This window comes from Chitinophaga lutea (assembly GCF_003813775.1).
GTDB classification, from domain to species: domain Bacteria; phylum Bacteroidota; class Bacteroidia; order Chitinophagales; family Chitinophagaceae; genus Chitinophaga; species Chitinophaga lutea.
In genome coordinates, this window is the sequence record NZ_RPDH01000001.1 from 215573 (window position 1) to 238748 (window position 23176).

19 protein-coding genes are annotated in these 23176 nt (G+C 55.4%); 8 read left to right on the top strand and 11 right to left on the bottom strand.

The window, feature by feature from the left end; all coding sequences use genetic code 11:
* Positions 1 to 163: 163 nt before the first annotated feature.
* Together EGT74_RS00790 and EGT74_RS00795 are read right to left on the bottom strand one after the other, a co-directional pair.
* Positions 164 to 1147: a pyruvate dehydrogenase complex E1 component subunit beta gene (locus tag EGT74_RS00790; protein ID WP_123844562.1), complete on the bottom strand. Its 984-nt coding sequence runs from the start codon at positions 1145 to 1147 to the stop codon at positions 164 to 166.
* 88 nt (positions 1148 to 1235) lie between these two features.
* Complete coding sequence (locus EGT74_RS00795; RefSeq protein ID WP_123844564.1) at positions 1236 to 2408, bottom strand: acetyl-CoA C-acyltransferase; 1173 nt, start codon at positions 2406 to 2408, stop codon at positions 1236 to 1238.
* A gap of 152 nt (positions 2409 to 2560) precedes the next feature.
* On the opposite strand from EGT74_RS00795, the gene dnaG reads away from it, so the two are divergent.
* Positions 2561 to 4549, top strand: a complete 1989-nt coding sequence (gene dnaG / locus EGT74_RS00800; RefSeq protein ID WP_123844565.1) for a DNA primase — start codon at positions 2561 to 2563, stop codon at positions 4547 to 4549.
* On the opposite strand, the gene EGT74_RS00805 is transcribed toward dnaG, so the two are convergent.
* Positions 4542 to 5039, bottom strand: a complete 498-nt coding sequence (locus tag EGT74_RS00805; protein WP_123844566.1) for a dihydrofolate reductase — start codon at positions 5037 to 5039, stop codon at positions 4542 to 4544. The genes dnaG and EGT74_RS00805 overlap by 8 nt on opposite strands.
* Positions 5036 to 5830 carry a thymidylate synthase gene (locus EGT74_RS00810; RefSeq protein WP_123844568.1) on the bottom strand — a complete coding sequence of 265 codons (795 nt, stop codon included), beginning with the start codon at positions 5828 to 5830 and terminating at the stop codon, positions 5036 to 5038. Before EGT74_RS00810 ends, EGT74_RS00805 begins: the two co-directional genes overlap by 4 nt.
* A gap of 477 nt (positions 5831 to 6307) precedes the next feature.
* On the opposite strand from EGT74_RS00810, the gene EGT74_RS00815 reads away from it, so the two are divergent.
* Both EGT74_RS00815 and EGT74_RS00820 read left to right on the top strand, forming a co-directional pair.
* On the top strand, positions 6308 to 9274 hold the full coding sequence (locus EGT74_RS00815; RefSeq protein ID WP_123844569.1) for a SusC/RagA family TonB-linked outer membrane protein: 2967 nt from the start codon (positions 6308 to 6310) through the stop codon (positions 9272 to 9274).
* A gap of 20 nt (positions 9275 to 9294) precedes the next feature.
* Entirely contained in the window at positions 9295 to 10596 is a 1302-nt protein-coding gene (locus EGT74_RS00820; protein WP_123844570.1) for a RagB/SusD family nutrient uptake outer membrane protein, read from the top strand.
* A gap of 297 nt (positions 10597 to 10893) precedes the next feature.
* Here the strand turns inward: EGT74_RS00820 and EGT74_RS00825 are convergent, their stop codons facing one another.
* Positions 10894 to 12072, bottom strand: coding sequence for a proline dehydrogenase family protein (locus tag EGT74_RS00825; RefSeq protein WP_123844571.1), 1179 nt, complete (start codon positions 12070 to 12072; stop codon positions 10894 to 10896).
* Positions 12073 to 12274: 202 nt separating this feature from the next.
* Here EGT74_RS00825 and EGT74_RS00830 point away from each other — a divergent pair, with 202 nt between their 5' ends.
* Positions 12275 to 13060 carry a FecR family protein gene (locus EGT74_RS00830; RefSeq protein ID WP_158617946.1) on the top strand — a complete coding sequence of 262 codons (786 nt, stop codon included), beginning with the start codon at positions 12275 to 12277 and terminating at the stop codon, positions 13058 to 13060.
* A gap of 63 nt (positions 13061 to 13123) precedes the next feature.
* Here EGT74_RS00830 and EGT74_RS00835 read toward each other — a convergent pair whose 3' ends face one another.
* The 3 genes from EGT74_RS00835 to recQ form a co-directional block, all read right to left on the bottom strand.
* Positions 13124 to 13468, bottom strand: coding sequence for a hypothetical protein (locus tag EGT74_RS00835; protein WP_123844573.1), 345 nt, complete (start codon positions 13466 to 13468; stop codon positions 13124 to 13126).
* Between the two features lie 55 nt (positions 13469 to 13523).
* Positions 13524 to 14552, bottom strand: coding sequence for a sugar phosphate isomerase/epimerase family protein (locus EGT74_RS00840; protein WP_123844575.1), 1029 nt, complete (start codon positions 14550 to 14552; stop codon positions 13524 to 13526).
* 110 nt (positions 14553 to 14662) lie between these two features.
* The gene (gene recQ, locus EGT74_RS00845; protein ID WP_220392785.1) at positions 14663 to 16813 is read right to left on the bottom strand and encodes a DNA helicase RecQ; all 2151 of its coding nucleotides are present in this window, start codon (positions 16811 to 16813) and stop codon (positions 14663 to 14665) included.
* A gap of 184 nt (positions 16814 to 16997) precedes the next feature.
* Between recQ and EGT74_RS00850 the strand changes: the two genes are divergently transcribed.
* From EGT74_RS00850 to EGT74_RS00865, 4 genes are all read left to right on the top strand, one after another.
* Positions 16998 to 18023, top strand: coding sequence for a sensor histidine kinase (locus tag EGT74_RS00850; RefSeq protein ID WP_123844577.1), 1026 nt, complete (start codon positions 16998 to 17000; stop codon positions 18021 to 18023).
* Position 18024: 1 nt separating this feature from the next.
* Positions 18025 to 18786 (top strand): LytR/AlgR family response regulator transcription factor, encoded by a 762-nt coding sequence (locus EGT74_RS00855; protein WP_123844579.1) that lies wholly within the window; start codon positions 18025 to 18027, stop codon positions 18784 to 18786.
* Between the two features lie 224 nt (positions 18787 to 19010).
* The gene (locus tag EGT74_RS00860; RefSeq protein WP_123844580.1) at positions 19011 to 19409 is read left to right on the top strand and encodes a VOC family protein; all 399 of its coding nucleotides are present in this window, start codon (positions 19011 to 19013) and stop codon (positions 19407 to 19409) included.
* 241 nt (positions 19410 to 19650) lie between these two features.
* The gene (locus EGT74_RS00865; protein WP_123844582.1) at positions 19651 to 20343 is read left to right on the top strand and encodes an alpha/beta fold hydrolase; all 693 of its coding nucleotides are present in this window, start codon (positions 19651 to 19653) and stop codon (positions 20341 to 20343) included.
* Here the strand turns inward: EGT74_RS00865 and EGT74_RS00870 are convergent, their stop codons facing one another.
* Genes EGT74_RS00870 through EGT74_RS00880 form a run of 3 tightly spaced genes read right to left on the bottom strand, consistent with a single transcriptional unit; the run spans position 20344 to position 23073 of the window.
* The gene (locus tag EGT74_RS00870; RefSeq protein WP_123844583.1) at positions 20344 to 20820 is read right to left on the bottom strand and encodes a DUF4920 domain-containing protein; all 477 of its coding nucleotides are present in this window, start codon (positions 20818 to 20820) and stop codon (positions 20344 to 20346) included.
* A gap of 47 nt (positions 20821 to 20867) precedes the next feature.
* The gene (locus tag EGT74_RS00875; protein ID WP_220392786.1) at positions 20868 to 21554 is read right to left on the bottom strand and encodes a LytR/AlgR family response regulator transcription factor; all 687 of its coding nucleotides are present in this window, start codon (positions 21552 to 21554) and stop codon (positions 20868 to 20870) included.
* Positions 21555 to 21570: 16 nt separating this feature from the next.
* The gene (locus EGT74_RS00880; RefSeq protein WP_123844584.1) at positions 21571 to 23073 is read right to left on the bottom strand and encodes a sensor histidine kinase; all 1503 of its coding nucleotides are present in this window, start codon (positions 23071 to 23073) and stop codon (positions 21571 to 21573) included.
* Between the last annotated feature and the right edge of the window lie 103 nt (positions 23074 to 23176).

Sequence of the window (23176 nt, forward strand, 5' to 3'; positions counted from 1 at the left end):
AAGGTTCGTTGGTCCTTCGTTGGAGGTTCGTTGAACACCCAGCAAAGCCGCTGTGGTGGCGGGGCAAAATCGGGAAACCCTTGCTGGTGCATGGTTCGCAGGCATAAAAAGAAAAACCCGCCTCCTGGGGAAGCGGGTTCTTTATTTGTCCTGTAAGGAAATGCTATTTTTTCATGTACATCACCTCTTTCACCAGTTTCACCGTTCTTTCCACGTCGGGGAGGTACAGTTTCACCAGGTTGGGGGCGTAGTGCATGGGCGCGTCTGCTGCGGTGATGCGGCGGATGGGCGCGTCCAGGTAATCGAAACCTTCTTTCTGGATACGGTAGGAGATTTCGGAAGATACGCTGGAGAACGGCCATTGTTCTTCCACGATCACGAGGCGGTTCGTCTTTTTCACGGATTCCAGGATGGTGAACCAGTCGAGCGGGCGGATGGTGCGCAGGTCGATCACTTCGGCCTCGATACCTTCTTTGGCCAGTTCTTCGGCGGCGCCCAGCGCTACTTTCATCATTTTGTTGAAAGACACGATGGTGACGTCCTTGCCGGCGCGTTTGATATCGGCTTTACCGATGGGGATGATGTACTCCTCTTCGGGTACTTCGCCCATGTCGCCGTACATCTGCTCGCTTTCCATGAAAACAACCGGATCATCGTCGCGGATGGCGGCTTTGAGCAGGCCTTTGGCATCGTATGGGTTCGACACTGAAACTACTTTCAGGCCGGGGATGTTGGCATAATAGCTCTCAAATGCGGTGGAGTGCTGGGCGCCCAGCTGACCGGCGGAACCGTTGGGGCCGCGGAACACGATGGGGCAGCCTACCTGTCCGCCACTCATCGCCAGCATTTTGGAGGCGGTATTGAGGATCTGGTCCAGCGCCAGTACGGCGAAGTTCCAGGTCATGAATTCCAGTACGGGGCGAAGGCCGTTCTGCGCGGCGCCTACACCGATGGCGGTAAAGCCCAGCTCGGCAATAGGTGTGTCGATGATGCGGCGGGGGCCGAATTCATCGAGCATTCCCTGGCTAACTTTGTACGCTCCGTTGTACTCTGCCACTTCCTCTCCCATCAGGAACACCCGCTCATCGCGGCGCATTTCTTCCTGGAGGGCTTCTCTTAAGGCTTGTCTGAAGGCTATCTGACGCATTTGATTCTTTAATATATTTTGAACATTACACCCCTTTCTCAAAAAAGGCAGGGCAAAAATATCGTTTGTTGGCGAAAAACCAAAGCATTTACATTTTCTCTATCACCATCGCACTGGCGCCCCCGCCCCCGTTACAGATGCCGGCTACGCCATAGCGGCCGTTCTCCCTGCGCAGGATGGACGTCAAAGTGACGATAATTCTCGCCCCGCTGCAGCCGATGGGGTGCCCCAGCGCCACGGCCCCGCCCCATACGTTGAGGGTGCCGGGTTTGATGCCCAGGTCCCGCTCGTTGGCCAGCGCCACGCACGAAAACGCTTCGTTGATCTCGGCGAAGTCCATATCCCCGATGCCCAGGCCGGCCTTTTTCAGCGCTTTGGTGATCGCCTTCACCGGGGTGGTGGTAAACCACTCCGGCGCCTGCGAAGCGTCCGCAAAGCTGATGATTTTGGCCAAAGGCTTCAATCCCAGCTCCTTCAGCTTCTCCCCGCTCACCAGCACCACGGCGGCGGCGCCGTCGTTGATCTTGGACGCGTTGGCGGCGGTAATGGTCCCGTCTTTCTGGAAAGCAGGCTTCAGGGTGGGCATTTTATCGAAGTTCACTTTTTTGGGCTCCTCGTCTTCGTTGACCGTAGTCACCTGTTTGCCGGGTATCTGCACGGGCACGATCTCGTCCTGGAAATATCCCTTTTCATGGGCTTCGGCGGCTCTTTTGTAACTCTGGGCCGCAAACTTGTCCTGGTCTTCGCGGGTGATTTTATATTCGGCGGCGCAGATCTCGGCCGCGTTGCCCATGTGGAAATCCTTGTAAGGGTCCCAGAGGCCGTCGCGGAGAATGCCGTCGATCACGGCGCCGTGGCCGAGGCGATAGCCGCCGCGGGCTTTATCGAGATAATAAGGAATATTGCTCATGCTTTCCATGCCGCCGGCCACCACCACGTCGTTATCGCCGAGCAGGATGCTCTGGGCGCCCAGCATGATGGCTTTCATGCCGGAAGCACACACTTTGTTCACGGTGGTACAGGGCACGGTATTGGGCAGGCCCGCGTACAGGCTCGCCTGGTTGGCGGGCGCCTGGCCGGCATTGGCGCTGATCACGTTGCCCATGTATACCTCCTGCACCTGGTCCGCGCTCACTTTGGCGCGCTCCAGCGCGGCCCTGATCACCGTGGCGCCCAGCTGCGTAACGGGCACATTGGCCAGCGCGCCGCTGAGGCTGCCGATGGGCGTTCTGGCGATCGAAACGATAAATACTTCTTTCATCCTGTTTAGCTTTGTTGTTTTGGTGAATCCCTTTTGGAGAATCTCCAAATTTAAGTAATTGTTGGGCCGGCGCCAAAAATGCGACGCATCGCTCCCGTTCCGCAGTTTTATCTTATGTTTGCCGTTGGTAAACTGGAAAACGCACCCTCAATTTGATCTCACAAAACACCATACAGCAGATACTCAACCGGATAGACATCGTGGAGATTGTCGGTTCTTTCGTTAAACTGAAAAAACGGGGCGCCAACTATCTCGGCCTCTGCCCTTTCCATAACGAAAAGTCGCCCTCCTTCACCGTATCCGGCACCAAGGAGATCTACAAATGTTTCGGTTGCGGCAAAAGCGGCAACACCATCAACTTCCTCATGGAGCACGAAAAGTACTCCTATGTGGAAGCGCTGCGATGGCTGGCGCAGAAATACAACGTCGAGATCGAGGAAAAAGAGGTGAGCCCGGAAGTGAAGGCGCAGCAGCAGCTGGCCGACAGCCTGTTCATCATCAACAATTTCGCCCGCGATTATTTCGTGAAAACCCTCCATGAAACCGACGAAGGCCAGAACGTGGGCCTCAGTTATTTCGAGGAAAGGGGCTTTTCTGAAGAAACGGTGCGCAAGTTCCAGCTGGGCTACTGCCTGAACGAACGCGACGCTTTCGTGAAAGCGGCGCTGGCCAAGGGCTATAACCAGGAATACCTCCTGAAAACGGGCCTCGTGGCCATCCGGAACGAACAGCCGGCGGACAACTACCGCGGCCGCGTGATCTTCCCCATTCACAACCAGAGCGGGAAAGTGCTGGGCTTCGGCGCGCGCATCCTCGTCAAAAGCGACCGGGCGCCCAAATACATCAACTCCCCCGAAAACGATATCTACGTAAAAAGTAAAGTGCTCTACGGTACTTACTTCGCCCGCCATTCGATCGACAAACTCGACGAATGCCTGCTGGTGGAAGGGTATACGGACGTGGTGTCGCTCCACCAGGCCGGCATCGAAAACGTGGTGGCCAGCAGCGGCACGTCGCTCACCACCGACCAGCTGCGCCTCATCAAAAAATACACCCGCAACCTCACCATCCTCTACGATGGCGACAACGCCGGTGTGAAAGCGGCGCTGCGCGGGCTCGACATGGCCATCGAAGAAGGCCTCAACGTAAAGCTGGCCCTCATCCCCGACAAGGAAGACCCCGACAGTTACGTGCGCAAGATCGGGGCCGAAGGGTTCCGGCAGTTCATCGCGGAAAACAAGCAGGACTTCATCCTGTTCAAGCTGCAGGTTTCCCTGAAGGAAGCCGGCAACGACACTACCCGCAAATCGCAGCTGGTGAACGAGATCGCCGAAACCATCGCGCGGATCGACAAGGTGGAGGATTTCACCAAACAGCAGGATTACATCCGCCAGTGCAGCCAGCTCCTGAAAATCGACGAGGAAGGCATGGTGACGCTGGTGAACAAATACATCCGCGACCGCCTCACCAAACAGGCCGCCCAGCAGCAAAGCAAACAGCAGCCCTTCCAGGGCGGCGGCGACGAAGACGGGCCTTCCCTCGCGGAAATGTACCCGGAGTATTTCGAAGAAGGCGCTCCCACCGCAACGCAGGGCGACAACCTTTTCAACAAAGACGAAAAACAGGAAAGGGAACTGGTGAAGATACTGCTGCGCTTCGGCGATAAAATATTCAGCGAGGAGCTGAACAACACGGTGGCCGATTACATTTTCCACCTCCCCTACGATTTTGAGTCGCTGGCCGACAGCGAGATCGTTAAAAAGATATTACGCGAATACAAATCCCAGTACGACCAGGGTAACCCCCTCGATAAAAAGTGGTTCCTCTACCACCAGGATGCCGAAATTGCGCAGAACGTGGCGCAGATACTGGAAGACAAGGAAGCGGAGCTGAGCCACAACTGGCAGGAACGGTTCGAGATCAAAACCGTGTACGGCGATGCCGCTTACCTGAAAGACACCCTCTCCACCACCAACTACCTCATCCTCCGCAAGATCAAAAAACTGATCGTGGAGAACCAGCAGGAAATGGAAAAGAGCACTGTTCTGGATGAACAGATGAAGTGCCTCGAACTGCACCAGCACCTCAAGCAGCTGGAAAAAGAGCTCACCCTGCAGTTAGGAATGGTGATATTCAAATAGGTTTTCTCCCCCACCGCTCGAATGTAAATGCATACGCATGTTTTTCGTCGGCCGCATGCGGCTCGCTGGCTTCCAGCAACCAATCGGTACGGTTTATTTCGGGGAAAAACGCATCGCCCTGTATGGTGGCGTGCACGCGGGTGAGGTAAATGCGGTTGACGAGCGGGAACGCCTGCAGGAAAATCTCCGTGCCGCCGGTGATGAAAATCTCATTCACATCCTGTTCTTCCGCGGCTTTGATGGCTGCGCTGATAGACGGCACCACGGTGATGCCGGGATGGCTGTAATCCGTTTGCCGGGTGATCACGATGTTCTGGCGGCCTTTCAGCGGTTTGCCCATCGACTCGAAGGTTTTGCGACCCATGATGATGGGAAACCCCCAGGTGGTGTTCTTGAAAAACTGCAGATCGGCGGGCAGGTTCCAGGGCAGCCGGTTTTCGATGCCGATCACGTTGTTCTCCGATGCCGCTACGATAATGGAAATGATCATACGGCTACGGGGGCTTTGATATGAGGATGGAACTGGTAGTTTTCGAGGGTGAAATCTTCGTACTCGAAGCTGAAGATGTCTTTCACGGCCGGGTTCAGCTTCATCACCGGCAGCGGGTATGGCTGACGGGTCAGCTGCAGCTGCGCCTGTTCGATGTGGTTGTTGTACAGGTGCACATCACCGAAGGTATGTACGAACTCGCCCGGCTGCAGGCCGCACACCTGTGCGATCATCATCGTGAGCAGCGCGTAGGAAGCGATGTTGAAAGGCACGCCTAAAAACACATCGGCGCTCCGCTGGTAAAGCTGGCAGCTCAGGCGGCCGTCGGCCACATAAAACTGGAACAGGCAATGGCAGGGGCTCAGCGCCATCTGCGGCAGGTCCGCCACGTTCCAGGCGTTGACGATGAGGCGGCGGGAATCCGGGCTCTTTCTGATCTGCGCCACCACGTCGGCGATCTGGTCAAAGGTCTGTCCGTTGGCCCCTTCCCAGCTGCGCCATTGTTTGCCGTATACCGGGCCCAGCTCGCCGGTTTCGCTGGCCCATTCGTCCCATATCTTCACCCCGTGATCCTGCAGGTATTTCACGTTCGTGTCGCCTTTCAGGAACCAGAGCAGTTCATATATGATGGATTTCAGGTGCAGTTTTTTGGTGGTCACCATCGGGAACCCGTCCTGCAGGTTAAAACGCATCTGGTAGCCGAAGCAGCTGCGGGTGCCGGTACCGGTACGGTCGGTTTTGACGTTGCCGGTATCGATGATATGTTGCAATAAATCAAGGTATTGTTGCATAACCCTGCAAGTTACAGGGAAAACGCCATTCTGCCTAGGGGCGTTCCAAAATGTGGATTTCGCGTGGATTTCGCAGTAAAAATAATATAAATAAAAGGGGCATAATAAACAAATCTCATTTCGGGCAAATTTTCTTAATCTGCATTATTACAGCGAGTGTGAGAAACCCTTATTTAATCATCAACCAAAATCTAAAACCGAGCGACAATCCAGAATCAAAAGCTAAAAAGTCGATCCTTGATGCGCCTATCTTAAGCAGAAAAACTGATACAGCAACACCGGACCTCTAAATATGTAACCCTGGCAATCATCCAACGCATCATCGCGGCAGACGTCGTATAAACATTACTATTTTATCAACCTCTAAACCTTTTCTTATGCACCTTAATGAGCCTCATTAAGCGGCCGGCCTCTATGGCCGGAGCCCGCCCCGTTTAAAACCATTGTCAATTATATCACCTCTAAATCGCCCAAATCATGCATCTGATCAGAAACTGGACGCTGCTGCTATTATTGTTATGCAGCGCAATCACGGCTGCCGCTCAGCAGAAAGTAACCGGCAGGGTTACCGACGCCGCGGGGAACGGCATTCCTGGTGTTACCGTGCGCTTACAGCAAACCAACCGCGGCACGATCACAGACCCCCAGGGCCGCTATTCCATCGAAGCGGCGCCGGGAAACACCCTCATCTTTTCCTTCACCGGCTTCAAAACCTTCCAGGCAGTCGTCAGCGGCAGCACGGTAGACGCACAGCTGCAGGAAGACTATGCGAACCTCGATGAAGTGGTGGTGACCGGCCTCGCCACTTCCGTTAAACGAAGCAATCTCGCCAACGCCGTAGCCACCATCTCCGCCAAAGAGCTGTATGGCGTTGCGCCGGCCCAGACCTTCGATGCCGCCCTCAGCGGAAAAATCCCCGGCGCCCTCATCAACGCCAACTCCGGCGCGCCCGGCGGCGGCATGTCCGTTAAAATGCGCGGCGTCACTTCCATCTTCGGCAACTCCCAGCCGCTCTACGTGGTAGACGGTGTTTTTATCAGTAACGTAAGTGTGCCCGCGGGCCTCAACATCATTACTGCGGCGGCATCGGCCGGTAACCCGCAGAACCAGGACAATCCATCCAGCCGTGTTGCCGACATCAATCCGGAAGACATCGAGAACATCGAGATCCTGAAAGGCGCCTCCGCCGCCGCTATTTACGGTTCCAAAGCGGCTGCCGGCGTAATGATCATCACCACCAAAAAAGGCTCTTCGCTGGGCCGCACCACGGTGCGCCTCACGCAGGACCTCGGCGTGACCAAAGTGCGCAAGCTGCTGGGCGTGCGCCGCTTCACGGAAGAAACCGCTTTTGCACTGGGCGGCGCGCCCGCGCGCGACCAGTTCATTGCCGCCCGCAATGCCGGCAAACTCTATGATTATGAAAAAGAGATGTACGGCGAAAACGCCCTTATCTCCAATACCGGCGTAAGCCTCAACGGCGGCAACGAACGCACCGGCGTGTACTTTTCCGCCAACCGCCGCAGCGAAGCCGGCATCATCAAAAATTCCGGCTACCTCAACAATTCCGTGCGCCTGAATGTGGACCACCAGCTGAACGACCGCATCACCGTAGGGGTACGCACGGCGTATATGAATACCTCCGCAGACCGCGGCCTCACCAACAACGATAATAACAGCGTAACGTACGGCGTTTCGCTGGCGACCATCCCCGAATTCCTCGAGCTGCACCCCGACCAGTTCGGCAATTACCCGGTGAACCCCAAAGCCGCCAATCCCCTCGAAACGAGGGATAAAATGCGCAACAACGAAACGGTGAACCGCGTGATCACCGGCGGCGAAATAAAAGCCACCCTGCACCAGAACGATCAGACCAATACCAAATTCATCGTACGCGGCGGTATCGACTTCTTCAACCTGAAAACGGAAGCCGTGTTCCCCCGCTCCCTCCAGTTCATGAAAGGCGGCCTCAACGGCGCTTCCATCCAGGGGAATACCAACAACCTCAACACGAACCTGATGGGCGTGCTGGTGAATTATTTCGAAGCCAAACCTACACTCACGTTCACCACCTCGCTGGGCGCCACGCTGGAAACGAGTTACCTCGACAATATCATTTCCATCGCCACCAACCTGCTGCCCCAGCAACAGAACGTTGATCAGGCTTCCGCTTCGCAGCTGCAGCAGTTCCGGCAGAAGTACCGCGACAACGGTATTTTCGTGCAGGAAGACGTGCTCATCGCAGACGCCATCACCCTCTCGGCCGGCGTGCGGTTCGACCGTTCCACCAATAACGGCGACTACAAAAAATACCTCGTGCTGCCGAAAGGGTCCCTGTCGTGGAACCTCGCGAAAATGGACTTCTGGAACATCGAGAAAATCAACAGCCTGAAGCTGCGCGCGGCGTACGGTCAGGCAGGCAACGTGCCCACCTACGGCGCCAAATTCCTCGCCCTCACCGCCAGCAACATCGGCGGGCAGCCCGGCTCGCTGGTGGATACGCAGCTCGGGAATGAAGACATCGAGCCCGAACGGCAGACGGAGCTGGAAGCCGGCATCGACATCAGTATGTTCAACGGCCGCCTCAGCCTCGACGCTACTTACTACCAGAAAAAGATCTACGACCTGCTGCTCCGCCGCGCCGTACCGCCTTCCAGCGGGTACCTCCAACAATGGGTGAACGGCGGCGACCTCCGCAACAACGGCATCGAGCTGAGCCTCAACGCCATCCCCGTGGATACGCGTAAAGTACGCTGGACTTCCACGGTCAACTTCTGGAAAAACACTTCCGAAGTAACGCGCCTCACCATCCCGGCATTCCCGCTGGGCGCATTCGGCAATACGCTGGGCAACTTCTTCATCGAACAGGGCAAGTCCGCCACACAGATCATCGGCACCCTCGGCACCGGCAAGGGCGTGGGCGTACTCGGCAATTCGGAGCCCGACTTCCAGATGAGCTTCTTCAACGACCTTACGCTGTTTTCCGATCTCAGCCTGCGTGTGATGATGCACTGGAAAAAAGGCGGCGACAATATCAACCTCACCGAATACCTGTCAGACATTTTCGGCACATCGTACGATTATGATCACGACAAAAACGGCAACGGCATCAAAGACGGCCAGGACCGTATGAACGCCGCCGGCGCCAACGACGCCAGCGTGCGGGTGCAGGACGCTTCGTATTTCCGCATCCGTGAAATCGGGCTGTACTACCAGGTGCCCATCCCGAAGAACCGTTATATCACTGGTGTTAAAGTAGGCGTATCCGCCAGCAACTGGTTCACTTTTACAGATTACAAGAGTTACGATCCGGAGTCGTCCAACTTCGGCAGCAACACCATGGCCACCGCCACCACCCGTGGCAGTACCGGCATTTCCACCGGCGTGGAAGTGACCCCGTACCCTTCTACCAAACGTGCCATGTTCCACCTGGGCGTAACATTCTGATCACCGAAAAAAACTGAACCATGAAACCAAGTAACATAATATTCCTGCTTCTCCTTTCCGCCGCCGCCATACTGCCGGCCTGCCAGAAAGGAGAAATCACCAATCTCAACACCCCGGTGGCGGACGATCTCATCAAAGGCGCCACCAAGGAGCAACTCGACAACCTGGCTGTTGCGCTGGAATCCAGCACCCGTTTCACGCTGAATACGTATTACGACGCGGTGAGCATCCTCGGCCGGGAGATATACCGCTTCTCCGGCTCAGAGCCGCGCTACACCACGGAGCTGATGGGGCAGGGCGAACTGAACAACAATACCTTTTACATCACCAACCCCTGGGCATCGCGCTACCGCGCGGTAAGGCAGGCGAACATCCTGATCGAGGCGGTGGGCAATGCGGCGTATCTGACCGCCGAACAGAAGAAGGGATACACCGGCTTCGCCAAAACCATCATGGCGCATCAGCTGCTGATGAACCTCACGATGACGTATACCAACGGCATCCGCACCGATGTCAAAAACGCCGCGCAGCTGGGGCCCATCAAACCCTACCCGGAAGCGTTGACGGACATTGCGGCCATCCTGGATGAAGGGAAAGCCGACCTCACGGGCAGCAATATCAGCTTCCCGATATCGGACGGGTTTGCAGGATTCAAAACCGCCGACGGGCTGGTGAAGTTCAACCGCGCACTGGCTGCGAGGGTGGCCGTGTACCGCCAGCAGTGGGCCGGCGCGCTCACCGCGCTCAATGAATCGTTCTTCGATCTCAACGGCCCGCACGGCAGGGGCATATACCATATCTTCAGCGGCGGTTCCGGCGACCTGTTGAACAACCTCTTCCTGCAACAGAACAATCCCGGCGAAAACCGGCTGGCCTATCCCACGTACGCCACAGACATCGCCCCCGGCGACGACCGCATCGGTAAAGCCACCGTACGCGCCGCGCCCGTTACGACGGATAACCTCACGTCCAACCGCGACGTGTGGATTTACACCAGCAACACCGCGCCGGTGGCGATCATCCGGAACGAAGAACTGGTTTTGATTTATGCGGAAGCGAAAATCAATCTGAACCAGATCCCCGATGCCATCGTGGCGCTGAACCGCATCCGCACTTCGCATAATGTGCCGGTATATGTCGGCGCCATCACGCAGGCCGCACTGATCACCGAAATGCTCCATCAAAGGCGGTATTCCCTGTTTGCGGAAGGCCACCGCTGGGTAGACATGCGGCGGTATAACCGCCTCAACCAGCTGCCCAACCCGAGAGCCGGCGATAAAGTATGGGACAAGTTCCCCGTGCCGCTGACAGAAGCGAACTAGCCTTACATCGTTGGATATCCCCAAAAAAAAGCGAGGGTGTACCGTTTTGGTACACCCTCTTTTGTTTTGTATGTTTCACCGTTAGCGGTGGTCATTTTCGGTTTGAAAGAAGCGGCATCAGCAGATCAATCTCTCGCTATGTGTGATTCCACCGGCTGGCGGTGGTCATTTTCGGTTTGAAAGAAGCAACATCAGCAAACAACGTTCCTTTATGTATGATCCCACCGGCTGACAGTAATCATTTGCCGGTTTGGAAGGAAACGGCTACATCATATGAACGTTGCGACAGTCCCCTTTCTACAGCTTCCTGCGCTGCAGCTCTTCGCGGATAAGGCTCAGCTCGCGGCCCATCTGCCCGGCGATGGAAGTGTTTTCCTGCGCGCGGCGGATAAGGTAGGGCATCACATCCTTCACCGGCCCGTAGGGCAGGTATTTCGATACGCGGTAACCTGCATGCGCCAGGTTGAAGGTGATGTTGTCGCTCATACCGTAGAGCTGTGAAAAGCTCACGCGGGGATGATTGTGCGGGATGCCTTTTTCATGCAGCAGCCGCGCCGCCAGCATGCAGCTGTCTTCGTTATGGGTGCCGATGAACAGGCCGAGGTGCTCGAGCCGGTCGAAGCAGAAACGCACGGCCGCGTCGTAATCTTCGTCGGCGGCGTCTTTATTGGGCTGTATGGGAGAGGTGTAATTTTCTTCTTCGGCGCGTTTCCTTTCTTTTTCCATGTAAGCGCCCCTTACGAGTTTGGCGCCCAGGAGGTAATTGCCGGCGCGGGCTTTTTCGAAGGAGGCCTGGAGGAAGTCGAGCCGGTCGTGGCGGTACAACTGGAACGTATTGTACACGATCACCTGCTCTTTATTGAACAGGGCCATCATTTCGTCGGCCAGATCGTCCACCGGCTGCTGCACCCACGATTCTTCCGCGTCCACGAGCACGCCTACCTTTCCTTTGGCGGCGGCGCCGCAGATGGTACGGATGCGCTGGCGCACGCGTTCGAATTCTTCCTGCTCCGCCCTGTCGAGCGGGGCGCCGCTGTGGAGTTTTTCGAGCAGGGAGAAACGCGCGAAGCCGGTTACCTTGATGGCGATAAAGGGAATGTGCGGTTTGCCGGCAGCAAACTGGATAGCGCGAAGGAATTCCGGCACCGCGTTATCGTAATTATCTTCTCCTTCCACGGCTTCCACGCCGTAGTCGAGCACCACGCCCACACCGAACTTGCCCAGCTCTTCCGCCGCGTGCACCGCTTCCTCGAGCGATTCGCCGCCACAGAACTGGTTAAAAATGGTGCTTTTGATGAGGCCTTTCACCGGCAGGCGCAGCCTGAAGGCCAGAGGCGTCGCAAATGCGCCGAACTTCACCAGCCAGGGCTTTCCGATGTTGCTGAACAGGAAATTGGCTCTTCTCAGCGCCTTGTCTGACATATGTTCAAAGGCAATGGCCGTGTTCTCGAATGATAACGATAATTGTTGCTCCATGGGCGGCAAAATTAAGGGGATGCCATTGTTTTAACAAAAAACAAACGCGCCTCATGATAGTTTTCTGACATATATGGAATTTTCCATGAGGTGATTTTGCGAACTTTTTTTTATTATATTTATCCCTGGACAGCAACTAATCTCTTTACGCCTGATGAGCGCAGCACAAAAGCAATTCCGACGCCCTCGGTTTCCACTGTATATGAAAAAACGCCGCAACTGGCAACCGGTTGCGCTGAGCCTCATTATGGCCATCCTCATCACTGCGGGGATCCTGTACTACGTGGCCGGCCGCCACACCACGCCCTCCACCCTGCTGCAGCCGGGCCAGCGCTACACCACGTACCAGTGCCCTTACGGCGTACGCAAAACTTTTACGCTGCCGGACAGTACGCTGGTGATCCTCAATTCCCGCTCCCGCCTGTATGTTCCGCAGGGATTCCCGCAACACAAGCGCGATGTGATCCTCGACGGCGAAGCATTTTTCACCATCCGGCGCACCCTCCCACTGCCCTTTACGCTCAATACCGATAAACTCAACGTGACCAGCCAGGCCGGCAACTTCCGCATCCGTTCGCTCGAAAAGCAGTCGGGCGCCACGATGTACCTGCTGGCCGGCAACGCCAACGTCGGCAAATCGTACCATTCGGATACCGACAACCAGCGCGAAAACCTCTCCGCCGGCGAAATGATACTGGCCAATAAAGAAATAGACCTGATGGAAAAAGAAACGTTTACCCTCGCGGAGCAGCAGGACTGCCTGGCGGGTAAACTGGTGTTTGACAATACGCCGCTGCCGGCAGTATTAAAGAAGATGGAAGACTGGTTTGGAGTGGAGGTAGAACTGAAAGGCCGCAGCAACCGGGTATCCAAAGCCGTTTCCGGCGTGTTCCGCAACGATTCGCTGCAGGATATGCTGGCGGTGCTGGGCGACAGCGTCGGGTTTTCCTACCGCATCACCCGCGACAAGGTGGTGATCAAGTTCTGACAAACTCCATATCCTGATACCATAACGAAAAAAAAAGCCGGCAGAACATCAGCCGGCTTTTTTTTATTCGAAGTCCCGTTCTTCCACGGGCATTTTCCTGATAAAGTCGTCGAACTGGTCGCCTTCATAATCGCTGTAGGCGCCGTAGGCGTTGATGATGTAGCCGATCTGCCCGCTGGTGTGCTCCAGCAGGTAGAGCACCGCGGAGTCCGATGGATTGGAATCGCCTTCGAAACGGTACGTGCGGATGATCTTCAGCGCATTGGCCTCGAATTTGGGCGCGTCTTCGTCGCCTGCGTTTTGTACTCGGCCGTCTTCCAGCAAACGGAATTCGGTATCGTATCCTCTTTCTTTCAGCACTGTCATTACGCCGGACAGTGTGGTCATTCCTCCGGGTGTTGTTTGCATGATCGCATGATTTTATTCCTGTACAAAAAACAAAGCGGCCAACGCGATTGTTCGGTTAACCGAGCTCGCCGCCGATCCTTTTCAGCAGTTCCATCGTTTTGCGTACACCGGTGGCCTCATCGTCTTTCTGGCCTTCGTATTCGATGCCGATAAAGCCGGTATACCCCGCGTCTTTAACGATTTTGAGCATTTTGCGGTAGTCGGTTTCGATACAGTTGCCTTCGGCGTCGAAGTCGTACGATTTGGCGCTCACCCCTTTGGCGAACGGCATCAGTTCGGTCACGCCTTTGTAGCGGTCGTATTCCTCGAGGCATTTGGTTTTATGCCAGGCTTCGGGCGTATCGTTTTCCGGTTTGGAGCGGTTGATGCAGAAGTTGCCGAAATCGGGCAGGGTGCCGCAACCGGGTTTGTTCACGCCTTTCATCACATCGCTGAGCCAGATGCCGTTGGAGGAATAACCGCCGTGGTTTTCCACGATCACGCCGATGTTGAAGTCTTTGGCGAAGTCGGTCAGCTTGCCCAAACCATCGATGGCGGCTTTGGACACTTCTTCCGCCGTACCGGTGCCGGCGGCGTTTACCCGGATGGAATGGCAGCCCAGGAACTGGGCGGCTTCTACCCATTTATAATGATTCTCTACGGCCTGTTTGCGTTTCTTTTCATCGAGGTCGCCCAGTTCGCCTTCGCCGTCGCACATGATCAGTACGCTGGTCACCCCGTTATCGTCCGCCCGCTTTTTCATGTCGGCCAGGTAGGTTTTGTCTTTCGCTTTGTCTTTAAAGAACTGGTTCACATATTCAACGCCGGTGATGCCGTAATCCTGTTTGGCTTTGGCGGCAAAATCGAGGTGGTTCATTTTGCCGGCGAACAGTGCCTGGTGGAACGACCATTCGGCCAGTGAAATTTTGAAGAACAGGTCTTTCGCTACGCCTGCGCCGCCGGTGCTGTCCGTTTTGGCGGAATCGGCGCCCGCCTTGTTGCCGGCATTATTACAGGCAGCCAGGAATGCCGGGCCAAGCGTTGCGCCGGCGGTGAACATACCTAACTGGCGTAAAAAATGTCTGCGGTTCGTGGTTGATGACATTGGATTAAAGATTTGAAATGGGTAATGAAATCAATAACTGAGATGAATATACGCTTATCACCAAAAAAACGTGGAAGCATAAAACAAAGTAAGCAAAAATCCCAATAATATCAACTCTGTTCCTGCAGCCAGAAGTAGTAATTGAGCACGGCCCTGATTTCGCCGTAGGTGATATCGTTCCCCAGTTTTTCCTTGATGGGGGCGATGGCGTAGCCGCCCATGGCTTCCACAGTTTTGAGGATGGTGGCTACCCGGTATTCGTCGGGCACCAGTTCCCGCACGTCCAGCTCCCCTTTGCGCACGAATTCGGCGAGATGGTTTTCGATGGTGCTGACGGACAGGTTGCGGCGGGCGGCGATCTCTTCGATGGCCAGGCCTTCGAGGAACAGGTCGAGCGACTGCCGCTGGGTGCCGCCGGTTTCCGTGCGGGATTTACGGGGACGTGGCCGCGCCTGGGTTTTCAGGTGCATCTGCGTATTGAGGCGGTGGCGGATGCAGAAGGTCTGCACCGCATCGAGGAATACGTCGCCGTATTTGGCCAGCTTCACGTCGCCGAAGCCGGAAATTTTGGAGAGGTCGCTGCCTTTCAGCGGCAGGTAGTTGCACAGTTCCACCAGGGTGGCGTCGGAGAAGATGATGTAGGGCGGCACGTTTTCACGGTCGGCCAGCTGGCGGCGCAGTTGTTTCAGTTCCTGGAACAATGCGGGGTTCCCGATCTCCCCGCCTTTTTTGTCGGGGCCCGATTTGGCCGCCGTTTCCGGGGCCGCCACGTCGAACATGACCCTGTCTTCCCCCTTCAACACGTTCCAGCTGGTATTGGTGAGCTGCAGCAGGGGGTATTCGCCGCCGCTCTGCTGGAGGTACCCCATCTGCATCAGCTCGCGGCCGTATTTTTTCCATTGTTCTTTTGAGATGTCTTTCCCGATGCCGAAGGTTTTGATCTCCTGGTGGGCTTCCTTGACGGTGCTGCTGCCCCGCAGAAAGTCCACCACGTAGTTCATGCCGAAGCGCTCCTGGAGGCGGTATACGGCGCTGAGGAACTTCTGCGCGGCAATGGTGCCGTCGGCCCGTTCGATCTGCCCCTGGCAGATGTCGCAGTTGCCGCACTGGTCCGGCGCCTCTTCCCCGAAATACTGGAGCAGGTACTGGCGGCGGCACTGGCGGGTTTCGCAGAGCGCGGCCATCTGCTCCAGCTTTTTGAGCATGATGGCGGACTGCGCTTCGTTGCCTTCAACGCTGGCGAAACGTTTCATTTTGAACACGTCGCCCGCGCTGAAAAACAGGATGGCCTCGCTGGCCAGCCCGTCGCGCCCGGCACGGCCGGTTTCCTGGTAATAGCCTTCGATGTTCTTCGGCAAATCCACATGCACCACAAACCGCACGTTGCTTTTGTTGATGCCCATGCCGAAGGCGATGGTGGCCACCATGATGCGCACCTCGTCGCGGAGAAACTGGTCCTGCCGCTCTTCCCGCACCTGCCGTTCGAGGCCGGCGTGGTAGGCCGCGGCGGAGAAACCTTCGGCCTGGAGGTCGGCCGCCAGGGCTTCGGTACCGGCGCGCGACAGGCAATAGATAATGCCGCTGTCGTCGCGGTGCGATTCCAGGTACGCCGTGAGCTGCTCGAAGTGGTTCCGCTTGGAGCGGATGCCGTAATAAATATTGGGACGGTTGAAAGAATTTTCGAAAACGGTGTAATGGCGGAGATTGAGCTTGTCGAGGATGTCCTGCCGCGTCAGCCCGTCGGCCGTGGCCGTGAGGGCGATCACCGGCACATGGGGGAAACGGTCTTTCAGCTGCCCGAGCGACAGGTATTCCTGCCGGAAATCGTGCCCCCAGTGGCTGATACAGTGCGCCTCGTCAACGGCGAACAGCGACACGTCCAGCTCGCCCAGCAATTGCAGGAAGTTCCCTTCCCCGATCAGCCGTTCCGGCGCCAGGTACAGGAGCTTCAGCTGCCGGTTGCGGAGCAGGTGCATCACGTTCTGCTGTTCGGACATCGACAGGGTGGAATTGAGATAGGCCGCCGCAATGCCGTTCTGCCGCAATGCGTCCACCTGGTCTTTCATCAGCGCGATCAGCGGCGACACCACGATGGTGAGGCCCGGCAACGCCAGCGCCGGCAGCTGGTAGCAAACCGATTTGCCGCCGCCCGTCGGCATCAGCACCAGGGTATCGTTCCCCTGCAGTACATTTTCGATGATTGCCTGCTGGTTATGCCTGAATTCCGCGTAGCCGAAATGATGTTTTAACAGAGTTAACAATGATGATTGTTGCATGCTCAATACTTGAATTATAGCCCCCGGCAAATATAGGGATAAATACCCTCAACGGGGAAAGGCGGGAAAATCAACCCTGAAATGCCGGAAAAGCCGCCTGAAATGTATCCGGCCGCAGCGCCTCCCGGGTTACCTTTGCAGCGGGAGCACTTTTTTGTTATATTCAGCTATGAAAGTAAAACATCTTGCTATATACGGGTGTGTCATCACCATCCTGTTTCAGCTCACTTTCTTTTACCAGAACATTGGCCTGCTGGACCTGTTCACCTGCTCGGTGTTTTCCTCCGCCATCTGGCTGGGCACCGCCTGCGTTACGCTGGGCGTGCGCAAAAAGGTGCCGGGCATCAACAACCGCAACAAACGCCTGCGCATCATCATGGCACAGCTCGTTCCCCTCACCGTGGCCTGCACCCTGCTCAACGGGCTCCTGGAGCAGCTGCTGAACATGTCGAAAATCCGCTGGCAGTCGTTCGTGCAGATCGAAGGCATGACCATCATCATTTCCCTGGTGGTGGTGGGGATATACGAAGGACTGTATTACATCAAACAATGGCAGCAGTTACACGAGCAGTCGGAGCAGCTGCGCAAGATCAATTTCGACAGCCAGTACAAATTCCTCGAAGACCAGATCAAACCGCACTTCCTGTTCAACAGCCTCAACACGCTCAGCTCGCTGATCCATGCAGACCCCGATAAAGCCGAACATTTTGTGGAAGAAATGTCGTCCGTATACCGCTACCTGCTCAGGAAGAACCAGCGCGAGCTCACCACGCTGCAGGAAGAACTGGCTTTCATCGAATCGTACGTGCTGATGCTGAAAACCCGGTTCGACGATGCGCTGCTGATCAGCATCGACATCGGCGAACAGCACCTCGACTACCTGCTGCCGCCCTTCGTGCTGCAGCTGCTGGTGGAAAACGCCGTGAAGCACAACGTGGCCACCCCGGAAAGGCCGCTGAAAATCAGTATCCATACGGACGGCGCCCATAACCTGCACATCGAAAACAACCTGCAGAAAAAAGACACCTCCGGCTACTCCGAAAAAACCGGCCTGCTCAACCTCACCGAACGGTACCGGCTTCTCGAAAAGAGCGAGCAGCTGTACATCCTCGAAGAAACGCATCGCTTTAAAGTTATCGTTCCCCTCATACACACAGACCAGTTTTCACCTATACACGTATCCAAATCAAGCTGACATGAAAGTACTCATCATAGAAGACGAAAAGCTGGCGGCGCAACGGCTGGCCAAAATGCTGGAAGAAAGCACGGAAAAAATCGACATCATCGCCACCCTCCACACGGTGGAAGCTTCCGTGGACTACCTGAAAAACAACCCCGAGCCCGATTTGATTTTTCTCGACATCCAGCTGGGCGACGGCAAGAGTTTCGACATCTTCAAAAAGGTACAGGTGGGCAGCAGGATCATCTTCACCACCGCTTTTGACGAATACGCCCTGAAAGCCTTCAAGTACAACAGCGTCGACTACCTGCTGAAGCCCCTGAAGAAAAAAGACCTCGAATCCGCGCTGGCCAAATATCTTTCACAAACGCCGCAGCCATCGGATACCACGGCCGACATGCTGAAGGTATTGCAATCGATCCGCCACGAAGGCCGGTCCTACAAAAACCGCTTCCTCGTCAAAAAAGGCAGCCGCCTGTTTTCCGTCGGGGCGGACGAAGTATCGTTCATCTATACCAAAGACCGCATCAACCATCTCAAAACGCAGGCCGGCGACGATTACATCATCGACGAAAATCTCGAAGAGCTGGAAGCCGGCCTCGACCCGGAGAAGTTTTACCGCGCCAACCGGCAGTTCATCGTGAATTACGCCGCGGTGAAACAGGTGGTGGTGTGGTTCGACGGCAAGCTGAAACTGGTGACCCATCCCGTTCCCCATGAGGAAGTGATCATCAGCCGGTTGAAGGCCGGGGAGTTCAAAAAGTGGTTGGGGAAGTAATTCCTGTCTATTGGAATTCAATGCCATACGCAAACGGCTGTATTCATTTCGCGAATTGCGAACGGAAAATGTAATACCAGGGAAGGTGATCCCCCATTCCGGATAATTTATCCGCAGAACGTATTCATCAAAAAAAGTCTGCGGCGGATGAACGGGTTTTTTATTTATATTTACCTGAGAGCATTTACAACTGTACACCTTAACCCGGAAAACTTATAGCGTTTATGAAACTGCTGTCGCCCATCCCCCAGTTAACGGCTCCTTCGTTAAAGGAGACCGTGGATTTTTATGTGTCCGTGCTGGACTTTACCTGCAATAAACTGGACGAGGACTGGAAAGTAGCCTCCATCCACAAGGATGATGTAACGGTAGAGCTGGTGCACCCGCTTGCCAAATTCCCTTTTAATACCGGAGAGCCGTTCAACGCGCCTGTTTTTACCGCGGGTATTTATATCCAGGTAGACGAAGACAAGGGCATCGACGAGCTGTGGGAGAAAGTCAAAGACAAGGCGGAAGTATGTTTCCCCGTGCAGGACTTCGACTACGGCATGCGCGAGTTCGGCATTTACGACAACAACGGTTACCTGGTCCAGTTCGGCCAGCCGATCGAAATAACCGCCTGACATCGTTCACACTTCAGTTGACCGCATAAAAAAACCGCAGCGTTTGCACGCTGCGGGTATTATCCATTTTTACTCACTTTCCTGCTGCGCATGAGGGTTTTCGAGGACAATGCGTTCAGGCGGGAATATATTTATTCGGTAATAATGTGTATCAGGATTTGATTGGCGGTGTATTCGGAGCTATAAATATAGGTTAAATTAGCGAAATAATCCGCGTTTCTTTCATAAACCCCACGAATATATGAAACCAGCCTTACTGTTGTTGCACGGCGCGCTGGGCGCCCATTCCGACTTTGATGCCATCGCCGAGCTGTTGTCGGGCCAGTATACCGTTTACCGTTTTAATTTTCATGGCCACGGCGGATCCCCTTTACCGGTGATGCCACTCAGCATCAACATGTTCGCCGAACAGCTGCTGGAATATATTCATGAACAGAAACTGGCGCCGGTAGCGGTTTTCGGCTACAGCATGGGCGGATATGTTGCGCTGCATGCCGCCCTGCAATCGCCCGCATCGTTCAGCCGCATCCTTACGCTGGCCACCAAATTCGACTGGTCGCCCGAATCGGCGGCCAAAGAAGTGCGGCAGCTGAATGCCGCCGTGCTGTTGGAAAAGGCGCCCGCATTCGCGGCCCGGCAACAGCAGTTGCATGGCGAACAGGAATGGGAACAGCTGCTGACGGCTACGGCCGTGATGATGGAAAACCTCGGCGGCGAGCCCCTGCTCACGGCAGACGCCCTTTCACAGATAACCGTGCCCGTAAGGGTGATGGTTGGCGACCGCGATGCCATGGTGAGCATCGAAGAAACCGTGCAGGCCTACCGGCATATGCCGCAGGCCTCGCTGACGGTGCTGCCCGATACCAGACATCCGCTGGACCGGGTCAACACTGCCGTATTGATCTGGGAAATCAGGTCTTTTATGACGGTATAATCATTTTACCACCAGCACACCGTCGGCCACGATCACGATGTCTTTTTTCGGGGCGGTGATTCTGGCGATCTCTTCCTTGCTCTTGCCGGCATCTTCGGCGAAGTGTTTCAGGCGTTCCACGGAAGTTTCATTCACGCGGGCCACTCCTTCCACCACCACGGTTTTACCCACGATGTTCTGCGGCATAAAAAATGCGTAGTCGGTGAACTTCACCATGATGGCGTCGCCGGTGGGCCTTTCCAGTTTCATGAAGCAGCCTTTCTTTTTGCATACTTCCACTACTTTTCCTTCGATCTTCCCGGTAAAAGCGGTATCGGCCTGCAGTTTCTGCTGTAATTCGGGAATGGCTACGGCCTGTTCGGCGGTAACGGCTTTACCGTAGGTAATGCCGGGTTTGGCGGGCTCAATGGCGGACTGGGCATAGGAGGCGGCGGCGATCAGCAAACCGGCTGCCAGTAACAGGGAGAACTTTTGCATGTTCGGTTTAGATTTTGTCCAAATATACGGCATTCGCGCCAGAATATTTAAACGGTCAGCCGCGCCACGGCCTCGCCGTAAGCGGCCCCGATGGGGATCATGGCCTGGCGGATATACACGCTGGTACGGTCGATACGGTCTACCTGGTGATTGGCCACAATGTAGGAGCGGTGCACGCGCGTGAACTGCGCGGGCGGCAGCAAGGCCAGCGCCTCCTGCATGGAGAGGCGGGAGATCACTTTTTTATCTTTCAGCACGAAGTTCACGTAGTTGCCGGCGCTTTCGAGATAAAGCACCTCGGCCAGTTCCACTTTATACTGTTCGTACCCGCTTTTGATGAAGATATAGTCCTGCTGCTGGGGCCGCTCCTGCCGCAGCTGCAGCAGGCTGTGCGCTTTGTTGCAGGCTTTCAGGAAACGCGCCAGCGAAAAAGGTTTCAGGAGATAATCGACCGCGTCGAGCTCGAAACTCTGCACCGCGTGTTCCGAATAAGCGGTGGTAAACACGGCCATCGGCGGTTCGTGGAGGCTGGCGAGGAATTCGAGGCCCGAGATGTCGGGCATTTTGATATCGAGGAAAATCAGGTCGATCTTTTCGAGGCGCAGCAGCTCCATGGCTTCAAAGGCATTGGTAAAAAAACCCTTCATTTCCATAAACGGCACCCTGGCGGCGTGGGCCTCTATTACGGACAATGCGACGGGCTCGTCATCAATGGCAATGGCAGTCATTTTCATTCCTGTAAGGTACGTTTTATTGTGTGTCGATCGTAAGGTGTACAAAAAACTCGGTGTTCGTTTCGCGGATGCTCAGCTCGTGTTTGCCGGGGTACAGCAGCGCCAGCCGGTGCCGCACGTTATTGAGGCCGATGCCCAGGCTCGCCTTTTCCGGATCGTTCTCCGGTTTGGGATGCACGCTGTTATACGCATCGAAATAAATGTACCGTTCCGTGCAGCCCAGCGATACCACTATCCAGCTTTTGCTGCGCAGGCTGATGCCGTGCTTGAACGCGTTTTCCACGAAGGGGATCAGCAGCATCGGCGCGATCATATGCTCGCAGTCTTCCTCCCGGATGTTCACTTCTATCTTGATATCCGGCGAACTTTGCGTGCGCAGCTTCTGCAGGGAGATATAATTCTGCAGGTAAGCCACTTCCTTCGTCAGTTCGATTTTTTCCTGGTGGTTCTCATGCAGCATGAACCGCATCATGTCGCCCAGCTTCTGCACGCCTTCGCTGGTGCGGGGCGCGTTTTCCTGGAGCGCCGTGCCGTAGAGGGTGTTGAGCGCGTTGAATAAAAAATGAGGGTTGATCTGGGAGCGCAGAAAGTCCAGATTGGCGGAAGAACGACCCAGCGCTTTTTCCAAATTCAACACCTCATTTTTTTCCTTCATCCTCACTTTCGACAGGATAAACGCCAGCGGCAGGATGAACAGCACCGCCCCGCAGATGTTGAGCGACATCACGACCCCCATGTTATGGATACGGGTCGTGAGCCCGATCATCATCACCGACGCGCCGGTGAAAGCGGCCATCAGCAGCAGCAGGTTGCGCCAGAGGATGGGCCAGCGCTGTTCTTTGCGATGGAAGGGCGGGAACACGAAGTAGTACAGGATGATGTACAGGCCGAGGTAACCCAGGCCCGTCCAGAACACCGCGCGGAAAGCGGCGTGGCGGTTGTCCTGCGCCAGCACCACCATCCATACCACCCAGCCGGCCAGCATCAGCATCATCTCCACCGTCACTTTCCGCCAGATCTGCCGCTCCATGAATGTTGCGTGCAGGTAGCGGAAATACATATACTTCAGTCCGTAATACCCCGCGTACAGGGCCGCCGTGATGAAGGTGAAAAAAACGGCCCTGCCCGCGCACCAGTCGTGAAAATCGGGAATCCTTTTATACCCCAGCATATACCCGTACCGGTAAGAATACGCCACCGTCGTGAACGCGAAGAAGACCAGGGCGGTGGCCACCAGCAGCAGGATGCCGTAGGTATATTTCCCCCGCTCCATCAGCTTCGGCATGATGAGGTGGTTGACCAGCACGAAACTGCCATATATGACGGTGGAGATGATCAGTTTGGGCATCAGATAATGGACGAAAAAATCAAATTCCATGTTATGATTGAGGAACCGGCGTTCCACGTCAAACATGCCCGGCATATCGTAATAGTAGGCGGAGGGATATAAAACAGCGAAAATCACCAGCAGGTATAAACCCGTTGCCAGCCATAATTCCGCTTTCCTGATCATATTCATACTCGGTGTTCTTTACTGCAATAATAATAAACCTCCCTACGCGCCGCCGCAAAATGGTACGGAACGAAGGTAATATGGGATGAAAAGACGGGTTTTTCATACC

Bases quoted from the DNA above. Each gene is read 5' to 3' on its own strand.
- EGT74_RS00795 (WP_123844564.1), bottom strand. From the start codon at position 2,408: ATGAAAGAAGTATTTATCGTTTCGATCGCCAGAACGCCCATCGGCAGC.
- EGT74_RS00790 (WP_123844562.1), bottom strand. From the start codon at position 1,147: ATGCGTCAGATAGCCTTCAGACAAGCCTTAAGAGAAGCCCTCCAGGAA.
- EGT74_RS00820 (WP_123844570.1), top strand. From the start codon at position 9,295: ATGAAACCAAGTAACATAATATTCCTGCTTCTCCTTTCCGCCGCCGCC.
- EGT74_RS00865 (WP_123844582.1), top strand. From the start codon at position 19,651: ATGAAACCAGCCTTACTGTTGTTGCACGGCGCGCTGGGCGCCCATTCC.
- EGT74_RS00825 (WP_123844571.1), bottom strand. From the start codon at position 12,072: ATGGAGCAACAATTATCGTTATCATTCGAGAACACGGCCATTGCCTTT.
- EGT74_RS00815 (WP_123844569.1), top strand. From the start codon at position 6,308: ATGCATCTGATCAGAAACTGGACGCTGCTGCTATTATTGTTATGCAGC.
- EGT74_RS00805 (WP_123844566.1), bottom strand. From the start codon at position 5,039: ATGATCATTTCCATTATCGTAGCGGCATCGGAGAACAACGTGATCGGC.
- EGT74_RS00880 (WP_123844584.1), bottom strand. From the start codon at position 23,073: ATGAATATGATCAGGAAAGCGGAATTATGGCTGGCAACGGGTTTATAC.
- EGT74_RS00850 (WP_123844577.1), top strand. From the start codon at position 16,998: ATGAAAGTAAAACATCTTGCTATATACGGGTGTGTCATCACCATCCTG.
- EGT74_RS00810 (WP_123844568.1), bottom strand. From the start codon at position 5,830: ATGCAACAATACCTTGATTTATTGCAACATATCATCGATACCGGCAAC.
- EGT74_RS00835 (WP_123844573.1), bottom strand. From the start codon at position 13,468: ATGCAAACAACACCCGGAGGAATGACCACACTGTCCGGCGTAATGACA.
- EGT74_RS00830 (WP_158617946.1), top strand. From the start codon at position 12,275: ATGAAAAAACGCCGCAACTGGCAACCGGTTGCGCTGAGCCTCATTATG.
- EGT74_RS00875 (WP_220392786.1), bottom strand. From the start codon at position 21,554: ATGAAAATGACTGCCATTGCCATTGATGACGAGCCCGTCGCATTGTCC.
- EGT74_RS00840 (WP_123844575.1), bottom strand. From the start codon at position 14,552: ATGTCATCAACCACGAACCGCAGACATTTTTTACGCCAGTTAGGTATG.
- EGT74_RS00860 (WP_123844580.1), top strand. From the start codon at position 19,011: ATGAAACTGCTGTCGCCCATCCCCCAGTTAACGGCTCCTTCGTTAAAG.
- EGT74_RS00855 (WP_123844579.1), top strand. From the start codon at position 18,025: ATGAAAGTACTCATCATAGAAGACGAAAAGCTGGCGGCGCAACGGCTG.
- EGT74_RS00870 (WP_123844583.1), bottom strand. From the start codon at position 20,820: ATGCAAAAGTTCTCCCTGTTACTGGCAGCCGGTTTGCTGATCGCCGCC.